The organism is Streptococcus sp. HMSC076C09, assembly GCF_001837905.1.
Lineage (GTDB): Bacteria > Bacillota > Bacilli > Lactobacillales > Streptococcaceae > Streptococcus > Streptococcus parasanguinis_I.
Genome location: NZ_KV834646.1, coordinates 212750 through 234831 on the forward strand (window position 1 = coordinate 212750; position 22082 = coordinate 234831).

The following is a 22082-nucleotide window of genomic DNA, read 5'->3' on the forward strand; positions in this document are numbered from 1 at the left end:
GGTAATAATGATTCGATCCTTAATTTCCGAGATCAAAGAATTCAAGAAGCCCTCGATTTTGGCTTCCTTGTTCATGGTCTTTGAAGTCATGTTTGAGATTTCGATTCCCTTTGTCATGGCGAGTCTTTTGGACCAAGGTGTTCAACAAAGAAACATGAACAATATTTTGTTTTACGGTGGGCTCATGCTGGTCTGTGCCTTTCTCTCCCTCTTTTGTGGGATGCAGTCTGCCCGTTATGGCGCCTATGCATCGGCTGGTTTTGCCAAAAACCTTCGTCGGGCTATTTTCAAAAAGGTTCAAACCTTCTCATTTGAGAATATTGATCAGTTCTCATCTGGTGGTCTGGTTACTCGGATGATGACGGACGTGACCAATGTGCAAAATGCTTATCAAATGGTCATCCGGATCTGTGTGCGGGCACCGCTCAATTTGATCTTTGCCATTGTGGCTTGTTTCTTGATCAATCCGGAAATGGCCATGATCTTTGTCTATGTGACCATCTTTTTGGCAGCGGTCTTAAGCATCATTATGAAGATTGTGTATCCGCTCTTTACAGAAGTATTTGAAGCTTATGACAATCTCAACAACAGCATTCAGGAAAACATCACCAATATGCGAGTGGTGAAGTCCTACGTTAAGGAAGCAGATGAAACCGTTAAATTCAAAAAGGCTTCACGCCGGATTTATAACATGTTTATGAAGGCTATCCGTGTCGTTGTCTTGAGTAGCCCAGCTATGATGCTTTCCATGTATGCTTCTTTCCTTTTGATCTCTTGGATTGGGGCTCATCTGATCGTTGGTGGCCAACTCTCCACTGGGAATCTGACTTCTATGTTTAGCTACACCATGACCATTCTCATGTCGCTCATGATGTTTATGATGATCTTTGTCATGCTATCGATTTCTATGGCCTCTGTCGAGCGGATCAATGAAGTCTTGACGACCAAAGCGACCATTGTCTCTCCAGAAAATGGGATCAAAGAAGTCGCAGATGGCTCGATCAACTTTGAAGATGTGACTTTTGCCTATACCGATGAAAATGGCGACAAGACCCATGTCTTGCAAGGGATTAACCTTTCCATTCGTTCAGGGGAAGTCATTGGAATCTTGGGAGGAACAGGATCAGGGAAATCGAGCCTAGTACAGTTGATTCCTCGTCTCTATGATGTTGAGTCTGGTCGGGTGACAGTGGCAGGCCACGATGTCAAAGAATACGATCTGGATTCCCTTCGTAAGCAAGTGGCCATGGTTCTTCAGACCAATGTCCTTTTCTCTGGTACGATTAAAGAAAATATGCGCTGGGGAAATAAGGATGCGACAGATGAAGAGATCATCGCAGCCTGTAAGATCGCCCAAGCCGATGAATTTATTCAAGATTTCAAAGAGGGTTATGACACCATGATTGAGCGTGGGGGATCTAATGTCTCCGGTGGCCAACGCCAGCGTCTCTGTATCGCGCGTGCCCTTCTCATGAATCCGAAGATCTTGATCTTGGATGATTCGACTTCGGCGGTCGATACCAAGACGGATAGTTTGATCCGTCAAGGATTGGCAACCAGTTTGAAAGAGACTACCAAAATCATCATTGGTCAACGAATTTCCTCTATTCAAGATGCAGATCGCATCATCGTGATGAATGATGGCCAAATCGATGCGATCGGTCGTCATAAGGAATTGCTTGCGACCAATGCCATCTACCAAGAAGTATATGAAATGCAAACACAAGGGAAAGGAGAAGCAGATGAAAACTAAGAAAAAAGCAAATCTAGGCTCTATCCTTCGCCTGCTCGACTTCCTTTGGAAAAACTACAAGGTGTCCTTGATTGTTTCCTTTATCTTAATTATTCTATCGTCACTTGCGACGGTCAATGTGACAGCTTCGATTCAGTCCTTGGTCGACGTCTATGTGGAGCCCATGCTGACAAGTAATAGCCATGATTTTGGACCGCTCTTGTCCTTCTTGACAAGGGTTGGTTTGATCTGTTTGATCGGGGTCCTTGCCAACTATGGCTTTACCTTGATCATGGCGACTGTTTCACAAGACTCACTTAGAAGTCTTCGAAATCAGTTGTTTGCCCGCATGCAAAAACTGCCAGTTCGTTACTTTGATACCCACCAACACGGGGACATCATGTCTATCTATACCAATGATATTGATGCCCTTCGCCAAGCGATTGAACAATCCATTCCTCAACTTCTATCCTCAGCGATTACCATCCTTGGGGTAACGATTACCATGCTGACGGTTAGTCCACTCCTGTTCTTGATTGTTCTTTTCATGGTTATCGTCATGGTCTTTATCATCAAGGATGTTTCTGGTAAATCAGGTCGTTACTTTGGGGCCCAACAAAAGAACTTGGGGATTGAGAACGGCTTTATTGAAGAAATGATGTCTGGTCAAAAAGTGGTCAAGGCCTTTGTGCATGAAAGAGAAAGCATTGAGGATTTTGACCGGATCAATGATCAACTCTTTGAGTCTTCCTACCAGGCTAACCGCTATGCCAACGTCCTCATGCCGATTCTTGGGAACTTGGGAAATGTTTCCTTTGTTCTAACAGCCTTGATCGGGGGCCTCTTTGCGCTAAACGGCGTCGGTGGTTTAACCATTGGTGGTCTTATGGCCTTTCTGCAATTGAACCGTTCCTTCACAGGTCCCATTGCCCAGGTCTCTCAACAATTGAACTTTGTCCTTATGGCCTTGGCTGGTGGAGATCGTGTCTTTGATCTTTTGGATGAAGAAGAAGAAGTCGACCAAGGAAAAGTGACGCTGGTCAATTATGAACTGGTCGATGGAGAAATGGTTGAAACTGATCAGAAAACCAACAAATGGGCTTGGAAACACCCACGTCCAAACGGAGATTACCAGCTTGTGAAGATGGTCGGAAATGTGGTCTTTGATGATGTTGATTTCTCTTATGATGGGAAGAAACAAATCCTTCATGGCATCAACTTGTACGCGGATAAGGGGCAAAAAGTGGCCTTTGTCGGAGCGACTGGTGCGGGAAAGACAACCATTACCAACTTGATCAACCGATTCTATGATATCCAATCCGGAATGATTACTTATGATGGGATCGATATTAAATTGATTGAGAAAGATTCTCTGCGTCGTTCCCTTGGAATCGTTCTTCAAGATACCCACTTATTTACTGGTACGATTGCAGAAAACATCGCTTACGGCCGTGCTGATGCAACACGGGAAGAAATCCTTGAAGCAGCTCGGATTGCCAATGTGGATTCCTTTGTCAAGCACTTGGATCAGGGCTATGAGACAGTCTTGACGGATGATGGGGCTGGTCTATCAAATGGTCAACGACAATTGATCGCCATTGCCCGTGCAGCCCTTGCCAATGCGCCTGTCTTGATCCTGGACGAAGCGACGTCTTCTATTGACTCACGGACAGAGAAGATGGTGCAAGAAGGGATGGACCGCTTGATGGAAGGTCGGACAGTCTTTGTTATCGCCCACCGTCTATCGACGATTGTCAATTCCGATGTCATCATGGTGATGGACCACGGACGCATTATCGAACGAGGCAACCATGCTTCCTTGATGGCAGAACGTGGCACTTATTACCGCTTGTACACCGGTGGACTTGAAATTGATTAATAATAAAAAAAGCTTGAGCGTTAGCTCAGGCTTTTTTGGCTTATGGATAATGACTTCTTAGAAACTTTCCTTAGGTGAGTACGGACGTCAGCGAACATCGAAGAAGTTCCATGACTAATTATTGAGCCCCTTCGCTCTTTAATTTCTGGGCTCAGGCTAAAACAGTTTCCCAAACTGTTTTACTCTCAAAATTCCTGAGTGCCTGAAACGTTATTGTTTCAGGCACTTTTCTCACAGCGGAAAGTCTCGAAAATAAATAGCCATTCATCAAAAATCCTGACTACACTTTCAGGCTTTTTGCTTATTTCTCAAGTAAGTCTTGGATCAAGTCTTCCATGGCAGCTGGCTCTGTTTTGGAGGAGAAGCGTTGGGCAACTTGGCCTTGTCGGTCGATGACAAATTTTGAGAAGTTCCATTCGATGCGTTTGCCCAGTGGTCCAGCTGCTTGACTTTTGAGCCAGTCATAGAGAGGAAGGGCTTCTTTACCATTGACCTTGGCTTTAGCGAATCGTGGGAAGGTGGTCTGGTAGTTGAGGCTGCAGAAACTATTGATTTCTTCTGCAGTTCCTGGTGCCTGCCCCATGAATTGGTTACAGGGAATGTCTAGGATTTCCAGCCCCTTTTCCTGGTAGCGCAGGTAGAGATCTTGCAGTCCTTGGTATTGCGGGGTCAAGCCACAGCCTGTTGCTGTATTGACCACGATGAGGACCTTACCTTGGTAGTGAGAAAGGGGAATCTCCTCCCCATTCTGGTTTTCTAAAGAAAAATCATAAATGCTGGTCATCGGGATCATCCTTTCTGTTTCTTTAACTTCTATTGTAGCACAAATGTCCTAAAATTGGGGCAAGAGGAGCATGACTTCTTGCTTTAGTCCCTCCTGTGAAAATGATATAATAAGAAGATAACAAGCTCTCAAGAAAATGCCAAAAGGAGAACGGATCGGATGAAATTACTCTATACGGATGTTCGGACCCCCTTGACCCAGGTCCTGACACAAGAAGCCGTAGGGTTAGTAGAACAGGGCAAGCGTGTGTTTTACATTGCGCCCAACTCTCTTTCCTTTGAAAAAGAAGCCAAGGTCTTGTCCTATTTAGAAGGTCAGGCTTCTTTTGCCATTACCGTCACGCGCTTTGCCCAAATGGCCCGTTATTTCATCCTGAATCAGGTTTTTGAGGAGCAACCCTTGGATGACATCGGTCTAGGTATGCTATTTTTTAAAGCCCTGTCCCAGATGAAGGAGCAGGATCTCAAAGCTTACGGGGCCCTGCGCAAGGATCCTCAGTTTATCCAGCAACTGGTCCAGCTCTATCATGAATTGCAGACGGCCCAGATGGATTTTACCGATTTGGAGTTGCTCGAGGAAGCTGAAAAAAGAGAGGACCTCTTGGCGATTTTTGAAGCGGTCTCTGAGATGCTGGTCAAGCATCAGTATGAATCCCAGTCCAAGATGGCCTTTTTCCTCAATCAGGTCGAAGAAGGGCAGCTGGAAGAGCAATTACAGGATGTGGCGATCGTCGTCGATGGCTTCACGCGTTTTTCTGCAGAAGAAGAGGCTTTGATTGGTCTCCTTCACCGAAAAGGAGTGGAGATTGTCATCGGAGTCTATGCCAGTGAAAAAGCCTACCGGGCAAGCTTTAGAGAGGGAAATCTTTACCAAGCCAGTGTTGACTTTCTCCTCCAACTGGCAAAGACTTTCCAAGTTCAGCCTCAGTATTGTGGGCAAGCGATCGAAGACTCTTTTAGTCGCATTACCCGCATGCTAGAAGCGCGCTACGATTTTTCACAAGTGGAAAATGAGCTGGAGGACCAAGATCGAACAGCTATCCAACTCTGGCAGACCAATACGCAAAAAGAAGAGTTGGAATTTGTTGCCAAATCCATCCGTCAGCGTCTTCATGATGGGGCCCGCTATCGGGATATTCGGGTCTTGTTAGGCGATGTGGAAGCTTATCAACTGCAACTCAAGACCATTTTTGATCAGTATCAGATTCCCTTTTACTTGGGACGAAGTGAGGCCATGGTCCACCATCCCTTGATTCAGGTCATTGAATCGCTAGGGCGGATCAAACAGTTCAATTACCAGACAGAAGATGTCATCAATCTATTGAAAACGGGTCTGTATAGTGATCTGACGCAAGCAGAAGTCGATGCTTTTGAGCAATACCTTTGCTTTGCGGAAGTAAAGGGTGCTACAAAATTTCACAAGCCTTTTACTAGCAATCGTCAGGGCAAGTTTAATTTGGAAAAGCTTAATACTCTCCGAGAACGCGTCGTAGAACCTCTAGTCCCTTTCTTTTCACAGCGCAAACAAAAGGTGACCCAACTCTTAACCACCTTTACAGAGTTTCTGCAAGAGGCTCAGCTTTCTCAGAATCTACAAGCTTTGATCAAGGATCTAGCTTTGGAAGAGCAGGAGCGCTATGACCAGGTCTGGAAGACCTTCCTCCACGTCTTAGAAGAATTGAGTCTGGTTTTTGAGGACCAAGAACTGACAGTGGATGACTTTTTAGCTCTTGTCTTATCCGGCATGCAATTGTCACAATACCGGACAGTTCCTGCTACAGTTGATGTAGTGACCGTTCAGTCCTATGACTTGATTGAGCCCTTGACAGCCCCTTATGTCTATGCCATTGGGCTAACCCAGGAGCGATTTCCCAAGATCGCCCAAAACACCTCTCTTCTCAGTGAAGACGAACGCCAGCAGCTCAATGAGGCCACCCAAGAAGGAGCAGAGCTCCAGGTGGTGACCAGCGAAAATCTCAAGAAGAATCGCTTTGTGGCGGTTTCGCTCCTCAATGCAGCGACCGAACAACTGGTCCTATCGGCCCCTAGCTTGGTCAATGAAACGGAAGATAGTGTCTCTCCTTACCTTCTAGAATTGGCCAAGGAGCCCATTGCCATCAAGTGGACGACCAAACAAGCCCAAGCTTCGAGTGATGATATCGGGACCTACCGAGCCCTCTTAGCGCGCGTGATCGAACTCCATCAAGAAGAGATCACTAGTGAGCTGTCCGCTGAAGAAGCCAGCTTTTGGGGTGTGGCGGTACGGGTCTTGCGCAAGAAATTAGCCGCTGAAGGCATCCAGATTCCTCAAATTTCAACAGAATTGAAGAGTCGCCAGCTCCAGTCGGATACGCTTCAAGCGCTCTACCCAGAAGGCAAAGCCTTGACCTTATCTGCTTCTGCCTTGAATGAATACTACAAGCACCAGTACGCCTTTTATCTGCGCTATGTCTTAGGGCTACAAGAGGATGAGACCATCCAGCCAGACGCTCGCAGTCATGGGAATTTCTTGCACCGAATCTTTGAAAAAGTCTTAAAAGACAGCTCCGATCAAGCGTTTGATCAGCGCTTAAGCGAGGCGATTCGAGAAACCAGCCAAGAAGCAGAGTTCCAGCAATTGTATGGAGAAAATGGAGAGACCGAGTTTATTCGCAACTTGCTTCTTGATACCGCTAAAACAACGGGGCGTGTCCTCGCTCAGCAAAATGGCATCGAGACCATTGGTGAGGAGACCCTCTTTGGCGGGAGCGCCCACACCTCTTATCCTTTGTCTGATGGCCGTTTCCTGCGGCTACGAGGCAAGGTGGACCGCATTGATCAGTTAAGCGATCGGGGAGCTCTTGGCGTTGTGGATTACAAGTCGAGCTTGACGCAATTTCACTATGACAAGTTCTTTAATGGACTAAATTCTCAATTGCCAACCTATCTCTCTGCGATTCAGGATTTGAAGGAATACCAAGCGGAGCAAGGGATTTTCGGTGCCATGTATTTGGAAATGGGAGATCCCCTAGTAGATCTGAAAAAGACCAAGACAGTCGAGGACGCCATCAACCAAACTATGAAAAGTCAACAGTACAAGGGACTCTTTATGGCAGATCAGGCGCCTTATCTGGGAGAGGCCTATGATAAGAACAAGGCCATGATGCTGAGTAAGGAAGAGCTGGACCTGCTCCTCTTGTACAACGCTTATCTCTATAAAACAGCAGCAGAAGGGATTCTCAAAGGGCAATTTGCCATCAATCCCTATAGTGAAAATGGGCGCAATATCGCACCATATGTGGAGCAGTTTAAATCCATCACCGGCTTTGAAGCGGATCGTCACCTTGGTCAGGCACGGTTCTTGACCAAACTAGACCAAAAAGGAATACGCGGTGAAAAGGTGAAAGCCGCTTGGATCGAGAAGATGAAGGAGGTCTTGAACAAATGATCAAACAAGTATTTTTGACAAGAGAAGAAATCAAGGCCCTTCAGGCCCAAGAGGCAGCCTCTACTAAAGAGCAAAAGCGGACACCGGAACAGATCGATGCCATCTATAGTTCGGGGACCAATATCTTGGTGTCGGCCTCTGCTGGTTCGGGGAAGACCTTTGTCCTGGTGCAAAGGATTTTGGATCAGATCCAGCGAGGCATTTCGATTAAGGAGCTCTTTATCTCGACCTTTACGGTCAAGGCAGCAGGGGAGCTCAAGGAGCGTTTGGAAAGTGAACTTGGAAAAGCCCTGCAAGCGAGCGATGACCCAGAGCTCAAACAACATCTGGCCCGTCAAATCGCAGATGTTGCCACTAGTGATATCGGAACCATGGATTCCTTTACCCAAAAGGTCCTAACGCGCTATGGCTATTTGCTTGGGTTGACACCCCAGTTTCGGATTTTACAAAATGCCAGTGAGCAACGTCTCTTACAAAATGAAGTCTTTCAAGCTGTTTTTGACCGCTATTACCAAGGGGAAAATCAAGAAGCTTTTGTCCAGATGGTCAAGAATTTCACGGGACAGCGCAAAAATTTGACCTTGTTTAAAGAGCAGGTCTACCAGATCTATGATTTTCTTCAGTCGACCAGTGATCCAGAGAAATGGTTGGAGGAGCATTTCCTAAAAGGTTATGAGGAGACTGATTTTGAACAGGTTGAAGGTGCTCTGATGGAGAGCATCCAGCAGGCCCTTTATGAGGCAGAAAGCTTTTTTGCCTTTCATTTGTCCAATGAGGGCCAAGCATTTGGCAAGGCCAAATATTTGGAAGCGGTGCAAGAGGTGCTGGATCAGATTGGAAGCCTCACAGAGCGCCCTAATAAAGCGCAACTGACCTCTGTCCTAAAGGCAGTCGTGGCGATTAGTCGAGCTTCAAATGGGGGAGCCTTGACCAATAGAGCTCGTAAGGAAGAGTTGAAAGAGTTAGTCACGGCTTATAACCAGGATAAAACCATACATATCAACCGCCTCAGAGACTTGGACAATCAGCTCTATCAGCTGGAATTTCAACAAACCTTCCACCAAGAAGAAGGCCCCATGCTCTCCTTGCTCCGGGACTTTATCAGAGACTTTGCTCGCGCTTATCTGGAGCGAAAAATCCAAGAAAAAGCTTATGAATTTGGGGATATCAGTCATTTTGCCATTCAAATTTTAGAGCAATTTCCAGAGGTGAGACAAGCCTTTCAAGAGCGTTATCATGAGGTCATGGTCGATGAGTACCAGGATACCAACCACACCCAAGAGCGGATGTTGGACTTGCTGTCAAATGGCCACAATCGCTTCATGGTGGGGGATATCAAGCAATCCATTTACCGCTTCCGTCAGGCGGATCCACAGATTTTTAATGATAAATTTAAAGCCTACCAAGAAGAAGGGGCGAAAGGGCGGTTGATTCTCCTCAAGGAAAATTTCCGGAGTCATGTGGAGGTGTTGGACGCGACCAATGATGTCTTTCGTCATTTGATGGACGAAGAGGTGGGCGAGATTGAATACAATCAAACCCACTATCTGGTCGCAGGAAGCGATAAGCAGCGGATGGCCTTGCCTCAACATCGGGCAGAATTTTTGCTTTATGATGGCACCCAAGATCAGGAAGAAAAGACCGAAGACGAGGAAGCTCCTCTTGGAGTCGAGACGATTTCCAAGGGAGAAATTCTCCTGGTTATCAAAGAAATTTTACGTCTCCATCGGGTGGAAAAAGTGCCCTTTAAAGAGATCACGCTCTTAACGGCGACTCGAACGCGAAATGATGCGATACTGGAAGCCTTTGACCAGTACCATATTCCGATTGTGGCAGATAGCGGACAGGCGCATTATCTTGAGTCACTGGAAGTGATGGTCATGTTGGATACCTTGCGGACCATTAACAATCCCTTGCATGATTATCCCTTAGTAGCCCTCATGAAATCCCCCATGTTTGACTTTGATGAAGATGAGTTGGCACGGATTTCCTTGCAGACGCTTCCAGAGCAAAAGCAAATGGCCTTCTACCACAAGGTCCAGTTAGCCCTTGAAAAGACTGCAGAGCAGGCACGATTGATCGATGCCAAGCTCTCAGCTAAAATCGAGAACTTCCTCAAGGTTTTATCCACTTGGAGAGCTGCTGCTAAGACCTCTTCGCTCTATGATTTGCTGTGGAAAATCTATGAGGATCGCTATTACTATGACTATGTCGGCGCCCTTCCAAATGGCGCCAAGCGACAGGCCAACCTCTATGCCTTGACGCTTCGAGCCAATGATTATGAAAAAGCCAGCTTTAAGGGCTTGTCGCGCTTCATTGCCATGATCGACAAGGTGATCGAAAATGAACACGATTTGGCCAGCGTCCCTCTTGCAGCACCAAAAGATGCCGTCCAGCTCATGACCGTCCATAAGAGTAAGGGGCTGGAATTCAAGTATGTCTTTATTCTCAATATGGACAAGGCCTTTAACCGTAAGGATCAATCGGGGCCGATTATCCTCAGCCGTCAAAAAGGGATTGGCTTTAAATACATTGCCAACCTGCCAGTTGAGACCGAAAATCCAGCCGCTCCTGAAAGCATCCGCCTGCAGATCGAAACACCTTGCTACCAAGGCAATGTGGAAGAAACAAAATTAGCCACGATTTCAGAGCAGATGCGTCTTCTATATGTTGCTATGACACGGGCCGAGCTCAAGCTCTATCTGGTCGGAAAAGGTAGCGAGGACAAATTGCGTGATACCGATTGGGGGACCAGTCGCAATGGCAAGCTGGATCCGGAAAAACGAAAAGAATGGACCTCTTATCAGGACTGGCTCTTTGCTATTCAAGATGTGTTTGCCAAGAATACCCTGGCTTATGACACGCGTTTTGTGACAGATGAAGACCTAACACCGGATCAACTGGTGCCTATAGAGAAAGAGCAGGATTCCCGCCTGGATCAGCTCAAGGATGTCCGCCAGTCAGAGGATATTCGTCGGGCCTTGGATATCTTGGAAAATGTTGATCGGCTCAATCAGCTCTATGCTCCGGCCATTCATTTACCAATTGTTCGTACACCAAGTCAGATCAAGAAATTCTACGAGCCGGTCATGGATGCCAATGGCGTCCAGATCATGGATGCGAAGACTATGACGCCTGACTTTGAGCTGCCAACTTTTGGTCAAGAAAAAGCCGTGACAGGAGCCCAAGTCGGTAGTGCTGTCCATGAACTCATGCAGCGCGTGCCTCTTGGAGAAGAAATCACGCTGGATACGCTGCATCAAGCCTTGGAGCAAGTTCAAGCAGAGCCAGCGGTCAAAGCGCGCATCAAGCTAGAGGCCATCCTTGCTTTCTATGAGACGCCTTTGGGGACCTTGCTTCAAAAAGAGGCCTCTCGAGTCCGTCGCGAAGCTCCCTTTGCCATGCTGAAGAAAGATCCAGCCAGTGGAGAGGACTTCGTCGTGCGGGGGATCCTGGATGGTTACGTGGTGCTAGAAGACCGGATCCTGCTCTTTGATTATAAGACGGATCACTACAAGGTTCCTAGCCAATTGGTCGAACGCTACCGGGATCAGCTCGATCTCTATGCAGAAGCTCTTCGTCGTTCTTATGGCAAAGAGCAAGTAGAAAAATACCTCGTGCTTCTAGGTGGCCCCCATCTAGAAGTGGTGAAAGTGGAGTAAATCATGGCAATTGCACAGGAAAACATCGAACGGATCCAAAGAATGGAAGGTTATTTGAATGACTATGCCAAAACTTTGGAAGAAACTAAAAAAGCAGTGGATCAGCTAAGAGAGCATCAAGAAAGCTATATCCAACTTCGCGATTATTATAGTAGTCAGGTCTATTTTGATGATTTGGACTTGTCCAATCAAGCTGACTTTCCAGCAGATCTACCATGTGGTGTCTTGTCCGAAGATGCCGTTTATGATTTATTAGACGAGCACTTTCAGATGGGAGTGGAACTCTTGGAGATCGCAACGAAGATGATCAAAGAACGGTGAAATTTCAATCTAAAAGCTCAGGTTTCCCGAGGCTTTTAGATTGAAGACAAACGTCATCATAGAAACTTTCCTTAGGTGAGTACGGACGTCAGCGAACATCGAAGAAGTTCCATGACTTAGTTTTGAACCTAAAGTTTCAAAACTCCCGAGTGCTAGAAACAATAGTGTTTCTAGCACTTTTCTCACGGCGGAAAGTTTCAGTATATGTTTGAATAAGCATAATATATATCATTCTAATTCTTTTAGCATTACTTGTGTTAGCATATCGTGACAAACCCTACCAGTAAAAGAAAATTTTCCAAAATGGACTTTTTCTTCAGCAAAAAAAGCTCCGGTTTTCCGGAGCTTTTTGAATGATTAGTGTGAGACACGGCGACGTGCTGCTTTTTTGCGGTTTTCTTCGATGAAAGCTGCTTTTTGTTCTTCTGGTTCGATTACTTTTTTCTTGAATGTGTAAACTGCACCTGCGACAGCAGCAACTGTACCAGCAACACCAGTAACAAAACCTTTACCAAATCCTTTAGCCATGAGAATTTCTCCTTTTCTGAACTTTAAATATTTATGTTATAATATATGGTAACGAAAAAACGTGAATTTTGCAAGGAAAAACGATGAAAACCAAGATAATTGTGATTGTGGGACCAACTGCTGTTGGGAAAACAGCTCTTGCGATCGATTTAGCGCAAGCCCTCAATGGTGAAATTATCAGTGGCGATAGCCAGCAAGTCTATCGCGAGCTGGATATTGGAACGGCCAAGGCGACACCAGAAGAGCAAGCAGCAGCTCCCCATCATTTGATCGATGTGCGGGAGGTGACCGAGTCTTACTCGGCTTTTGATTTTGTAAGAGAAGCTAAGACTGCGATTGAGGATATCACAGCTCGAGGCAAGCTTCCTATCATTGCAGGTGGGACGGGTCTTTACATCCAAAGTCTGCTCGAAGGTTATCATCTAGGTGGTGAAGTTCCTCATGAAGAGATTCTGGCCTATCGCGCTCAATTGGACGTGCTGTCGGACGAAGACTTGTACCAAAGAGTGGCGGAGCAAGGACTTGTGATTCCTCAGATCAATCGCCGTCGGGCCATGCGGGCTCTTGAAATTGCGCATTTTGGAAAAGACCTAGCAAACGAAGAGACCGATTATGAACCCTATCTGATCTGTCTAGATGATGATCGGTCCTTGATCTATGATCGTATCAATCGTCGAGTAGATAGCATGTTAGAGGAGGGCTTACTGGATGAAGCTCGCTGGCTCTATGACCATTACCCAGATGTGCAAGCCAGTAAAGGGATTGGCTACAAGGAACTCTTTCCCTACTTTAAGGGGGAGCAAAGCCTTGAAGAAGCCAGTGAGACCCTCAAGCGCAACACCCGGCGTTTTGCCAAACGGCAGCTGACCTGGTTTCGAAATCGGATGGAAGTGACCTTTTACGCCATTTCTGCCCCCCACTTCAAGGAGCAGGTTCTTGCAGATGTAAAGGAGTTTTTAGAGCATGATTGAAACAGAAAAGAAACAAGAACGCATCCTTTTGGTTGGTGTGGAACTTCAAGGCATGGACAATTTTGATATGTCGATGGAGGAGTTGGCAAGCCTAGCTAAAACAGCCGGTGGAGATGTCCGGGGCTCTTATACACAAAAGCGGGAGAAGTACGATACTAAGACCTTTGTCGGCTCAGGAAAATTAGAAGAAATTGCTCAGATGGTCGAAGCAGATGAGATTACGACAGTGGTGGTCAATAACCGCCTGACGCCCCGGCAAAATGTCAATTTAGAAGAAATCCTTGGGGTTAAGGTTATTGACCGGATGCAGCTGATTCTAGATATCTTTGCCATGCGAGCTAGAAGCCATGAAGGGAAGTTGCAGGTGCACTTGGCCCAGCTTAAATACCTCTTGCCACGCCTTGTTGGTCAAGGGATCATGCTCAGCCGTCAGGCCGGGGGAATTGGATCTCGTGGTCCAGGGGAAAGTCAGTTGGAGTTGAACCGCCGGAGCGTTCGCAATCAAATCACCGATATCGAGCGCCAGCTCAAGGCTGTTGAAAAGAACCGGGAAACCCTTCGTGAAAAACGCTTGGAATCACCTGTCTTCAAGATTGGTTTGATCGGCTATACCAATGCAGGAAAGTCGACCATTATGAATCAAATGACTAGTAAGAGCCAGTATGAAGCTGATGAACTCTTTGCGACCTTGGATGCCACAACCAAGAGCATCCACCTAACAGGCAATCTACAAGTAACCCTGACCGATACAGTCGGCTTTATTCAGGACTTGCCAACAGAGTTGGTATCAAGTTTTAAGTCGACCCTGGAAGAAAGTAAGAATGTGGATCTCTTGGTCCATGTCATCGATGCTTCTGATCCCAATCATGAGGAGCATGAAAAGACCGTTCTCTCTATCATGAAAGACTTAGATATGCTAGAGATTCCTCGCTTAACCCTCTACAACAAAGCAGATAAAGTAGCAGACTTTACTCCAACCCAGACACCTTTTAGCTTGATTTCAGCGCGCTCTGAGACAGCCCGTGAAGATCTCCAGGCTTTGTTCCTAGAAAAACTGAGAGAACTCTTTGTTCCCTTTACCATTCGCGTTCCCTTTTCAAAATCCTATCGGACACATGATCTAGAAACGGTTGCGATCATTGACCAGCGCAAATTTGAAGAGGATGTCGAGGTCATTCAAGGCTATATCGCAGAGAAAAATAAGTGGAAGTTGGAAGAATTTTATGACGGATTACGTTGATTTAGCAATAAAATATGGAGGTTATACTAGCCTCGATCGGGTCTATCTGACCAATCTTTTACGCACGATCCCTGAGGAATTGCGTCTCCGTGTGATTACGCCTCCCCCAAGTGTGATCAACGCTTATTTTGCTGAGCTCTATCAAAAGAAGAGCCCCAAGGAGGCCATGGATTATTTCTTGGACTTGAGCCGGGTATTTGACTTATTCACAGTTCAGCAAAGCTTTGATGAACGAAAGCCATTTATCCGCCTCAATTTATCAGGTAAATCTTATGGCTTGGCTTACGTAAATGAAGAGCTAGCCTGTGTCTTTGCTGAAGATCCAGCAGAGGCTATCACCCCTGCCATTTTATTTGAAGTCGCAGAGATCTTTCCGCATTGTTTGATCTTTGAAAAAGATGGCAAGATCTGTCTGCAAGAGGCCGGCCCAGAAGGGGTCACTAAAACAGAAGCCCTCTCTGCCTTGACTGACTTGATGACCTTGGAAGATGGACGCTTGAAACTATCAGGATATAACCAAGAGGAGCTCCTTGAGCTAGCGCAAGCCTACCCAGGCAACCTTTCTTTCCGTTCAGAGAACCGGACGGCCATGATTTATATAGATAGAAAGTAGACAATGGACATTCAATTTTTAGGAACGGGAGCTGGGCAACCCTCAAAAGCCCGTAATGTATCGAGCCTAGCGCTCAAATTGCTGGACGAGATCAATGAAGTCTGGCTCTTTGATTGTGGCGAAGCGACACAGAATCAAATTTTAGAAACGACTATTCGTCCGCGAAAGGTTAGCAAGATCTTTATTACTCACCTACACGGAGATCATATTTTTGGTTTGCCAGGTTTCCTCTCTAGTCGGGCCTTTCAGGCCAATGAAGAGCAGACGGATCTGGATATCTATGGACCAGTAGGAATCAAATCCTTTGTGATGACCAGTCTTCGCGTATCAGGCTCTCGCCTGCCTTACCGCATCCATTTTCATGAATTCGATGAACATTCTCTGGGTAAGATTTTAGAAACCGATAAATTCACGGTTTATGCGGAAGCTTTGGACCACACTATTTTCTGCGTGGGTTATCGGATCATGCAAAAAGACCTCGAAGGGACGCTGGACGCAGACAAGCTGAAGGCAGCGGGTGTTCCCTTTGGACCGCTCTTTGGCCAGGTCAAAAATGGACAAGATGTCACCCTGGAGGATGGCACTAAGATCATTGCAGCGGATTATATTTCAGCCCCTCGACCTGGTAAGATTATCACGATCCTTGGAGATACCAGAAAGACTGATGCCAGCGTCCGACTTGGAGTCAATGCGGATGTCCTCGTCCATGAGTCTACCTATGGCAAGGGCGATGAGAAGATTGCTAAGAAACACGGTCACTCGACCAATATGCAGGCGGCAGAAGTGGCGCGTGAAGCTGGAGCAAAACGCCTTCTTTTGAACCACATCAGTGCTCGCTTCTTATCAAAAGACATCAGCCAATTGCGCAAGGATGCGTCCAGCATTTTTGAAAATGTCTATGTCGTCAAAGATTTGGAAGAAGTGGAGATCTAAGATGCGAACCATTCTCATAACAGGAGCAAGTGGAGGCTTGGCCCAAGAAATGGTCAAGCTCCTCCCTGAAGATCGGCTGATTCTCTTAGGCAGAAATCAAGAAAAACTGGAAAAACTCTATGCCAATCATCCTCAAACAGAGTGCATCGAGATCGATATCACAGATCCATCAGCTGTTCAACAGCTAGTCGAAAAGCTCTATCAGCGCTATGGACAGATCGATGTTTTGGTCAACAATGCAGGCTATGGCATCTTTGAGGACTTTGATCGCATTTCTGACCAGCAGGTGCGGGAAATGTTTGAGGTCAATACCTTTGCCCTCATGCAGCTTTCACGCTTGATTGGTGCGCACATGAAGGCAGTAGGCAAGGGGCACATTGTCAACATCGTCAGCATGGCGGGCTTAGTAGCAACTGCCAAATCCAGCCTTTATTCGGCCACCAAGTTTGCAGCCATTGGCTTCTCTAACGCCCTGCGGTTAGAACTGATGCCCTTTGGTGTCCATGTGACGACAGTCAATCCAGGCCCAATTCGGACCACTTTCTTTGATCAGGCAGACCCAGACGGAAGTTATGTCAAAGCTGTGGATCGCTACATTTTGGAACCAGACTTTGTGGCTAAGAAGATCGTGAAAAACTTTGGAAAACCAAAACGCGAGCTCAATTTGCCTTGGCTCTTGAACCTGACCCACAAGCTCTATACTCTTTTCCCTCGCATCTCGGACAAGCTAGCTAGCAAGATGTTTAATTACAAATAGGAGGAACCAGATGGCAGCCAATATCCAAGCCTATTTAGAAACCCTCCAGCAACCCTGGGGACAGATCTATTATGATATCCTTTTTGAGCAATTACAGGAAATCAAGGAAAAGAGGGTGCTTGATTTTGGCAGTGGTTTTGGCCTTGTAGCCAACCACCTAACGAAAGATAATCAAGTCCTTGCTGTGGAGCCCAATGAGGAAATGGTAGCCTTGCGAGTCCAGGACCATCCCTACCAACAAATCGTCGGAAGTCTGGATCAGTTAGCAAGTCTTGAAGATGCCAGCTTTGATGTTATCCTCTGCCACAATGTCTTGGAGTATGTAGAAGATCGCAAGGAGATTCTCAAGGTATTTACTCGTCTCTTGAAACCAGGAGGCCTGCTATCTATCGTCAAGCACAATGAGGTTGGACGCGTCCTGCAGACCGTCGTCTTTGAAAATGATACTCAAAAGGCTCTTGATCTCCTAGCAGGTCAAGACCTGGAAACCCACTCCATGGGTTTGGCCCAGGCCTATGATCTCGGTGCAGCAGTAGAAGACTTAGCCCTTGAAGTTCAGGATTACCAAGGGATCCGAGTCTTTTATGCCTTGCAGGACAATCGCTTCAAGGGCCAAGAAGGCTGGCGAGAGTCTATGCTCAAGATGGAGCTGGCCGTTTGCCAAGAGTCACCTTACCGGGATATCGCCTTCTTCCAGCACTATACCTTAAAAAGGAGTTAAGATGTTCCATTACAAACAAGAAATTCCAGCGATGACAGACCTAGTCGCACTCTACAGCTCGGTCGGATGGACCAATTATACCAACAACCCAACTATGCTGGAACAAGCTGTCAAAGCCAGTCTCTGGCAGTTGGCAGTCTATGATGAGAAAGAGCTCGTCGCCTACATTCGCTTGGTAGGTGATGGCTACTCGGTTATTTTTGTGCAGGACCTTTTGGTAAGACCAGATTACCAGCGTCAAGGTATCGGAAGGAGACTCTTAACAGAGGCTTTAGCGACCTTCCCTACTGTCTATCAACGGCTCCTTGCCACTGAACGTAGCGAGAAAAATCTAGCCTTTTACCAATCCCTGGGCTTTGTTGAACTTTCAGAGCAAGCCTGTACAGGGATGATTTATATGAAATAAGAGAGTGGGATAGAAATCGGTAATTCGTTAGAATTCGATTTCGTCGTCCCACCTCCGCACAGTTGAGTAGGGCTGTAAAAGCTGATGAAATCAGCGTAGTAGAGCCCACTCAACCACTGCGTCTTGCTCGACAATCCAAAGAAAATTGAGAGGCTAGGATTTTTGTCCCAGCCTCTATCTATTTGACTGACAAAAGGGGGGATTGATGGTAAAATGAGGAAGAGATTAGGAGGAGATGAAATGAAGAAGAAAATAAAATGGGGCCTTGTCTTATGTTCGGTACTTATACCAGTATGTTTGAGTGCCTGCAAACAAGGAACTGTAGAAAAACAAGGTTCTTCGAATAAAGAAGTACAGAAGAAAATCGATCGAAAAAACATTCATTTTGACAAGACAGGACCTGCAGCAACATTTGATTGGGATGCAAAGAACAGTATCAGATACATAACGTTTGAAAAACTTCCACAATATATGAGGTCAGATGATAGCGATGGTATTTCAATATATGGACAGCAACCGAATGAAGTCTCTCTATCTGAGGAAGGAAGAGTTCAAAAAGCTTTGCAGGTCGTTGAAGGAATCTATGTAGATCCAAGGGGAATAGACACAGTAATCAAGGCCAATGGGGCAAAAAATCAAGAGGATATGTATACTCGACTCTGGAACGATTATATTATCCCTAAAATTGAAAAAAACAGTAGTACTTTTGATCCAAATACTTATGTGGAATATCTTGGTGAGAAGTACCCCCTCAAAATATATGGTCCCATGTATTTGAAGCTCATGACGAATGCATTGAGCTTTGGAAAAAAATATGAATTAAAGGGCTATGCAGTTAAGGGAAACAAAGTATTTATTCGCATTCAGGTACCAACGTACTTCCCAGAGCTTTTACCGAGAGGGAATAAATATTATAAAAATCCTAATGAGTCAGATTTCAATCAAGCCTTCTATGATTGGCTCGATGAATTCCATCAAAGGTATGCTGAAAAAGAAATAAATCGAGATGATCATATTTCCTATATCATGCTTTCAACAGTTTTACAACAGTTAGTTAACAAAAATTTCGAGGCAACCTCATTATCCGGTTATGCTTATAGTAAAACTTCGCCTACGGAATTCACGGTTGAAATGGAAGTGACAAATCAAGGTGATGTTCGAATTGATTTAAAAAACTTGGCTATTCTCTTACAAATCCCTCAGCAAATGAAGGGGGATAATCAGTATGGTAAGCAAGATGAGAATAATATCTTTTGGACCATCCCATCTGGAAATAATAATGACGGACAAAAGATAAAAGAAAAATTAAAGAATTTTAATCCCAAAAATCCTGTTAAAAGTTATGCAATTGGAGAGCCAGTTGTATTTGCTAATGGCTTAGAAGTTACACTGAATAGTGTAACAGACGATCCAAATTTGGATGTTCAGGATGATCAAGACCGTATCGATACAAGGAAAAAACAACATCGATTGATCGTCGAATTCACCCTATCGAATACAACACCTCTCAGTATTGAAAATACTCCAGATTATACAAATGTAGATCTCTATGATGGCCATGGCAAATCTGCTTATATGTTGAATAATACTTTAAATTACAAACAGCCAACAGTCCTTGAAGCAGGAGAATCTGGTATATATAAAATTAACTATTTAACAGATGGGGATGGGCCGTTTACGATCGTTTATGGTGATGCCAAATGGGTCGTTCAAAAATAGAGAAAAATCCAAATCTTTAATCAGCTTATTGTAAAAGCTAGTGAGTTTAAGAAATTATAAGAAGCTTCAGTTGTCAATAAATTATTAAAGAAATTTATTCATATGTGGTTGGAAAAGTCGGAATACTTTTAAAGAAAAATGACGAACAAATAAGGTAAAAGAAGCGTACAGAAAGTAGAAAAGAGAGAATGAAGAAGATTTTTAAATCAATCAAGTTTTGGATATTTGTATTACTTGTTACCTTGGCAGGAGGCTGGTTTATCCGGTATGAAATTCATAAGCGTGATATATCACAATTTGTAACTTGGAAACCTCGTCCACACATAGTTGATTCCCAATTTATTGCAGGTGGGAAAGCAGTAGCTATTCAATGGGATAATAAAAAAGAAGTGGATGAGGCGCTGGAAGCAAATTCGTACAATCCAAAAGTTAAAGTAGAATGGTTTATAAATGGTGGAAATAGTGAACGGTACATTGCACAAGAAAGTTACAAATTAAAATCTGACCCACGTCTCTATTTTCAATATTATATTCGTGGTAATCAAGTTCCTTACCTAACTACAAATAAAGCACAAAAGGGAGAGTACTGGCTCATTGATGTCTATGATACCAAGGACAAGCGCTTAGTGAAGAAAACATATGATGTTTTTAAGATAGTACGAGATATGGATAAGAATTATATCCCCTTATCTGTTAAAGTTTCTTCTATGTTGTTGGATACAGATGATGGAGAAACATACATTCCGATTGATATTCTTGTCGATAAGAAAGACAAATATATTGTAGAACCTGGAAATATCTATGTACAAACAGAGTATCAATCTCGTATAGGGTTAATGAATGTTAAGGATGGAAAGTTCGCTTGGAAAACCTCATCAGGCAAAGGTTATGAACAAGTTCAAAAAGAAAATCGAGAAAGCGACAAAGACTTACATCCATTTGAATACAATTTTGAAAGAGGACAATTGCAGCTCCAACATTCACGTTTGTTATTTACAGATCGTAGTAATGAGACTAAGGATATCCCATTGAAAACACTCTATCCGAAAGTATATTCGATTTTAAGCAAAGGGAATAATCCAACTACTTTAAAATGGGATGAAAAACCGACAAAAGGGGAGAATGCCTACCTATACTTTCTCGGACCAGAAGATCTCAACTTTGATATTTCATTTTTGGAACTGCTTTATAAAGTTCCAGAGCAGCGTTCAGGTGGATGGGATGATGTCCTACGGTATCATAAGATACCAGCAGAATTTTCAAAAGATGGTCAAGAACATCTTGCGAATAATAAAAAAGAATTTTTCCAATATTTTAAAAAGGATTTAAATCAAAGTAACGATACTACAGAGTTCTCATTGCTGAGACGCTTATATGAAGTACAGAACTACGTGGTCTCTAGAGATTTTGGTCAGTCCTTCGGTGATCTGACCATACCAGCTGAGTATACTAAAGATGGGAAGGTTCATGTCGTTCAAAATGATGAAGAATTCTTCAAATATATGGATTTAGAGAAGATTCCTAATAAAAAGATGAAAGAAGATATTAAAAAAAGGTTCCCATTTGCTGTAAAAAATTAATCGATTAGGTCGAATTTAGCAAGGAGGTCAGGCTATGAAGCTCAATTATTTCAAACTATTCGCAGGAATTCCACTTATTCTATGTTGCCTGTTTCTTTCCAGTTGTAAGATCATGACACCGAGTGATTACAAAAAGGCTAAAGAAGTTGTTACAGAAGTTTTTAAAGAAAATGATCTTCATGGCAAAGTTACCATCACTAAGTTATCCTGGACTGCCCTAGAATACCCACAGTATCATGTGAGCTACGCATACTCTGAGAAGACCTACGATGATCAAACGGTACAATTGGAAGATGAGGACGTAACTTTTAAAGATGACTGGTCGAGGTCATATAGTAGTTTTCTTCCATCATACAAGGAAGCGTTTTTAAAACAGAAATCTATTAAAAATATCGAGGAAAAACTAGAGACTGAAATAAAGAAGCAATCTCTAGGTCTTCCTATTAGTTTCTTTGGTTTTTTATCTAACTCCAACCGTGATGAGAAGGAGCAAATTCTAGATAGTATCGCAAGTCAAAATCTCAAAGAAGGGAAAAAGGACTTTGCTGGTTACTATCAAATCCCTTTTCAGACCTTAATCGATCAAGAGTTAATCCGTATGACTATTTATATAGAGGATGGTGTATCCGTTAAGGAACAAGACTTAAAAGCAGCAGCTAAAAAATTAGACGCTAGCAAACTACCGGATGGTGCCTATGATTTCTACTATTCCAAAGGTAGTTATGCTGATTCCATCAGTTACTCATTCAAAGTTAAAGATGGGAAAGTTATTTTTTATGAAGATCAAAACAAACCAGAATAAGAGAAGCA

17 protein-coding genes are annotated in these 22082 nt (G+C 44.4%); 15 read left to right on the forward strand and 2 right to left on the reverse strand.

The genetic code is table 11. From position 1 onward, the window contains the following. Positions 1 to 7: 7 nt before the first annotated feature. On the forward strand, positions 8 to 1753 hold the full coding sequence (locus tag HMPREF2704_RS06650; RefSeq protein WP_070846044.1) for an ABC transporter ATP-binding protein: 1746 nt from the start codon (positions 8 to 10) through the stop codon (positions 1751 to 1753). After that, positions 1743 to 3611 (forward strand): ABC transporter ATP-binding protein, encoded by a 1869-nt coding sequence (locus HMPREF2704_RS06655; protein WP_061590967.1) that lies wholly within the window; start codon positions 1743 to 1745, stop codon positions 3609 to 3611. Before HMPREF2704_RS06650 ends, HMPREF2704_RS06655 begins: the two co-directional genes overlap by 11 nt. A gap of 301 nt (positions 3612 to 3912) precedes the next feature. Here HMPREF2704_RS06655 and HMPREF2704_RS06660 read toward each other — a convergent pair whose 3' ends face one another. Next, complete coding sequence (locus tag HMPREF2704_RS06660) at positions 3913 to 4395, reverse strand: glutathione peroxidase (RefSeq protein ID WP_045760200.1); 483 nt, start codon at positions 4393 to 4395, stop codon at positions 3913 to 3915. A gap of 159 nt (positions 4396 to 4554) precedes the next feature. Between HMPREF2704_RS06660 and rexB the strand changes: the two genes are divergently transcribed. Genes rexB through HMPREF2704_RS06675 form a run of 3 tightly spaced genes read left to right on the forward strand, consistent with a single transcriptional unit; the run spans position 4555 to position 11804 of the window. Next, complete coding sequence (rexB, locus tag HMPREF2704_RS06665) at positions 4555 to 7821, forward strand: ATP-dependent nuclease subunit B (RefSeq protein WP_070665381.1); 3267 nt, start codon at positions 4555 to 4557, stop codon at positions 7819 to 7821. Next, positions 7818 to 11483 (forward strand): helicase-exonuclease AddAB subunit AddA, encoded by a 3666-nt coding sequence (addA, locus tag HMPREF2704_RS06670; protein WP_070846082.1) that lies wholly within the window; start codon positions 7818 to 7820, stop codon positions 11481 to 11483. Before rexB ends, addA begins: the two co-directional genes overlap by 4 nt. 3 nt (positions 11484 to 11486) lie before the next feature. Further along, positions 11487 to 11804, forward strand: a complete 318-nt coding sequence (locus HMPREF2704_RS06675) for a DUF4298 domain-containing protein (RefSeq protein ID WP_049475317.1) — start codon at positions 11487 to 11489, stop codon at positions 11802 to 11804. 357 nt (positions 11805 to 12161) lie between these two features. On the opposite strand, the gene HMPREF2704_RS06680 is transcribed toward HMPREF2704_RS06675, so the two are convergent. Beyond that, the gene (locus HMPREF2704_RS06680; protein ID WP_003002781.1) at positions 12162 to 12332 is read right to left on the reverse strand and encodes a DUF3042 family protein; all 171 of its coding nucleotides are present in this window, start codon (positions 12330 to 12332) and stop codon (positions 12162 to 12164) included. An 83-nt stretch (positions 12333 to 12415) separates the two neighbouring features. On the opposite strand from HMPREF2704_RS06680, the gene miaA reads away from it, so the two are divergent. From miaA to HMPREF2704_RS11550, 10 genes are all read left to right on the forward strand, one after another. Beyond that, on the forward strand, positions 12416 to 13303 hold the full coding sequence (gene miaA, locus HMPREF2704_RS06685) for a tRNA (adenosine(37)-N6)-dimethylallyltransferase MiaA (RefSeq protein ID WP_070846046.1): 888 nt from the start codon (positions 12416 to 12418) through the stop codon (positions 13301 to 13303). Then, positions 13296 to 14543 carry a GTPase HflX gene (gene hflX, locus HMPREF2704_RS06690; protein WP_070674426.1) on the forward strand — a complete coding sequence of 416 codons (1248 nt, stop codon included), beginning with the start codon at positions 13296 to 13298 and terminating at the stop codon, positions 14541 to 14543. Before miaA ends, hflX begins: the two co-directional genes overlap by 8 nt. Continuing rightward, positions 14527 to 15156: a cystathionine beta-lyase gene (locus tag HMPREF2704_RS06695; RefSeq protein ID WP_070674429.1), complete on the forward strand. Its 630-nt coding sequence runs from the start codon at positions 14527 to 14529 to the stop codon at positions 15154 to 15156. Before hflX ends, HMPREF2704_RS06695 begins: the two co-directional genes overlap by 17 nt. A 3-nt stretch (positions 15157 to 15159) precedes the next feature. Beyond that, the gene (rnz, locus tag HMPREF2704_RS06700; protein ID WP_003011107.1) at positions 15160 to 16089 is read left to right on the forward strand and encodes a ribonuclease Z; all 930 of its coding nucleotides are present in this window, start codon (positions 15160 to 15162) and stop codon (positions 16087 to 16089) included. A gap of 1 nt (position 16090) precedes the next feature. Beyond that, positions 16091 to 16846, forward strand: a complete 756-nt coding sequence (locus HMPREF2704_RS06705) for an SDR family NAD(P)-dependent oxidoreductase (protein WP_061590974.1) — start codon at positions 16091 to 16093, stop codon at positions 16844 to 16846. A gap of 10 nt (positions 16847 to 16856) precedes the next feature. Beyond that, positions 16857 to 17567 (forward strand): class I SAM-dependent methyltransferase, encoded by a 711-nt coding sequence (locus HMPREF2704_RS06710; protein ID WP_049475312.1) that lies wholly within the window; start codon positions 16857 to 16859, stop codon positions 17565 to 17567. A 1-nt stretch (position 17568) separates the two neighbouring features. After that, complete coding sequence (locus HMPREF2704_RS06715) at positions 17569 to 17973, forward strand: GNAT family N-acetyltransferase (protein ID WP_070674435.1); 405 nt, start codon at positions 17569 to 17571, stop codon at positions 17971 to 17973. A 240-nt stretch (positions 17974 to 18213) separates the two neighbouring features. Then, the gene (locus tag HMPREF2704_RS06720) at positions 18214 to 19692 is read left to right on the forward strand and encodes a hypothetical protein (protein WP_223345974.1); all 1479 of its coding nucleotides are present in this window, start codon (positions 18214 to 18216) and stop codon (positions 19690 to 19692) included. 188 nt (positions 19693 to 19880) lie between these two features. Further along, positions 19881 to 21272: a hypothetical protein gene (locus HMPREF2704_RS06725; protein WP_049475309.1), complete on the forward strand. Its 1392-nt coding sequence runs from the start codon at positions 19881 to 19883 to the stop codon at positions 21270 to 21272. A 34-nt stretch (positions 21273 to 21306) separates the two neighbouring features. Continuing rightward, positions 21307 to 22074 (forward strand): hypothetical protein, encoded by a 768-nt coding sequence (locus HMPREF2704_RS11550; RefSeq protein WP_223345978.1) that lies wholly within the window; start codon positions 21307 to 21309, stop codon positions 22072 to 22074. Positions 22075 to 22082: the final 8 nt, after the last annotated feature.